At 66.1% G+C, this 1,584-nt stretch carries 3 protein-coding genes; all 3 read left to right on the top strand.

Annotated elements, in window-relative coordinates:
* Positions 1–177 precede the first annotated feature (177 nt).
* Entirely contained in the window at positions 178–468 is a 291-nt protein-coding gene (locus ACWEN3_RS46410) for a hypothetical protein (RefSeq protein ID WP_452984461.1), read from the top strand.
* Positions 469–491: 23 nt separating this feature from the next.
* Positions 492–794, top strand: a complete 303-nt coding sequence (locus ACWEN3_RS46405; protein ID WP_452984459.1) for a hypothetical protein — start codon at positions 492–494, stop codon at positions 792–794.
* A 114-nt stretch (positions 795–908) separates the two neighbouring features.
* Complete coding sequence (locus ACWEN3_RS46400; protein ID WP_452984457.1) at positions 909–1,454, top strand: hypothetical protein; 546 nt, start codon at positions 909–911, stop codon at positions 1,452–1,454.
* Positions 1,455–1,584 lie beyond the last annotated feature (130 nt).

The following is a 1,584-nucleotide window of genomic DNA, read 5'->3' as shown; positions in this document are numbered from 1 at the left end:
CGCCAACACCAGGCCCGCATCAGCCACTACAAACGACGCGGACACAGCCCCTGAAAGCTGCCCAGCACTCAGAACAAACACCGTTGCAGTACTAGCCCCCGGCACCCGCACTCTCGGGCCCAGACACCGCGCCAGCCCCACCCGGCGCCCCCACACTCACATTCTTCCGGAGAGCCCATGCCCGCAAGCACTCGCTCAACGCACATACGGCCGGTCGGCCAGATCCTGCGCAGTCTGGCCGCGGCGGAGCGCCCCCACGCGGGCCAGTTCATCGTCACCGAGTGGTCCGAATCCTGTACCTGCGGCGGCAACTTTTTCGGCCACCAGGAAGAGCCGTGCAGCCCGGAGTGCACCGGCTACTACCCGGTCCGAGGCTGGCACGTCCTCAGCCACGACCACGGCGGCCCTCAGACAGCCGGCCAGCCGGGCGACAGCTACGGCCCCACCCAAGCCACCTGGTACGGCTGACCCCCGCACGGCCCCGGGCTGTCGTGGAGGCCCTTGTTGCCGACTGGGTGGCCGCCTATCACCTGAACCTGCTCAAGCCGGACTATGAAGGCGCGCCCTGGTGCCCGGTCTTCGGCCCGGACCAGACCCACTTCAATGCCGCGCACGCGATGCAGACCGACCTTGACAAGCCAGTGGTCATCGCCACGTTGCAGTTCGACGGCAACCCGGCTGTGCTACTGATCGATGGCGTTCACCGCGTGTACCGGGCGATGATCGAAGGACGGTCGACGCTGCCCGCGTGCATGCTCACCGCCGCTGAAACCGCGCAAGTCCGCGACCGCTGACGTCGTCTGCCGCTCTAGCTGTGCTGTCGCAGGAGATTGGTTAGGGGGCGGCGTCGGTTGGTCTCGGCGCCAGCAATACAGGTTCGTCCTCGAAGCGCACCTGGTGCCGCCGTCATGGGATGGCCCAAGCTGGCCCGCATGGATTGGTTGCCACTGCTCTCCACGCTGGCCGGGGCCGCGATCGGCATCGTCGCTACTCTCATCGCCGATCGGAATCGGTGGAAGCGCGAGGATGTCAAAGATGCTCTTCGGCTGCGGCTCGACATTTACACGCAGTACACCACCACCGTGAAGGTCCTCGGCGAGACCCTGCGGGCCTTGGCCGAGCGAGAGCACCCTTCCGACGACGAGCGGACGCTTGCGCTGCGCGAAGCTTTTCGGGATTCGGGCATAGCCATCGCGTCAGAGCGGATGTGGCTCATCGCGCCCCAACCCGTCGTCAGGGCCTCCAACAGTGTGTTCCACTGCCTCCGGGGCATCTGCGACGGCTATATCAACGGCACTGCTGTCAGCAGTCCAGAGGATCACGCCCGCTGGGAGGCACGCGGCGATGCAGCAGCCAAGATGCGCAAGCTCATGCGTGAAGATCTCGGCGTTGGCCCACTCACCGAACGCCACAGCCCCTCTCTCAACGACTACGACAACCCCGCCGCACAGTGAAGCTGCGTCATCTTGAAGTGGCTGGTCAGGGGTCTGGCGTGACGTTGGTCGCGTGATGCGGCGCCCAACACGGCGGCGCCGTCCCGTGATTGGCAAAAGCCGCCTCTGACCCTCGGGAACAGGTCAGAGG

It is taken from the genome of Streptomyces sp. NPDC004561 (genome assembly GCF_053602155.1).
This window is presented reverse-complemented; position numbering and strand designations above follow the sequence as displayed.

What these genes read in the sequence shown, in the direction of transcription:
- ACWEN3_RS46410 (WP_452984461.1), top strand. Translation starts at nt 178, where the DNA reads ATGCCCGCAAGCACTCGCTCAACGCACATACGGCCGGTCGGCCAGATC.
- ACWEN3_RS46400 (WP_452984457.1), top strand. Translation starts at nt 909, where the DNA reads ATGGGATGGCCCAAGCTGGCCCGCATGGATTGGTTGCCACTGCTCTCC.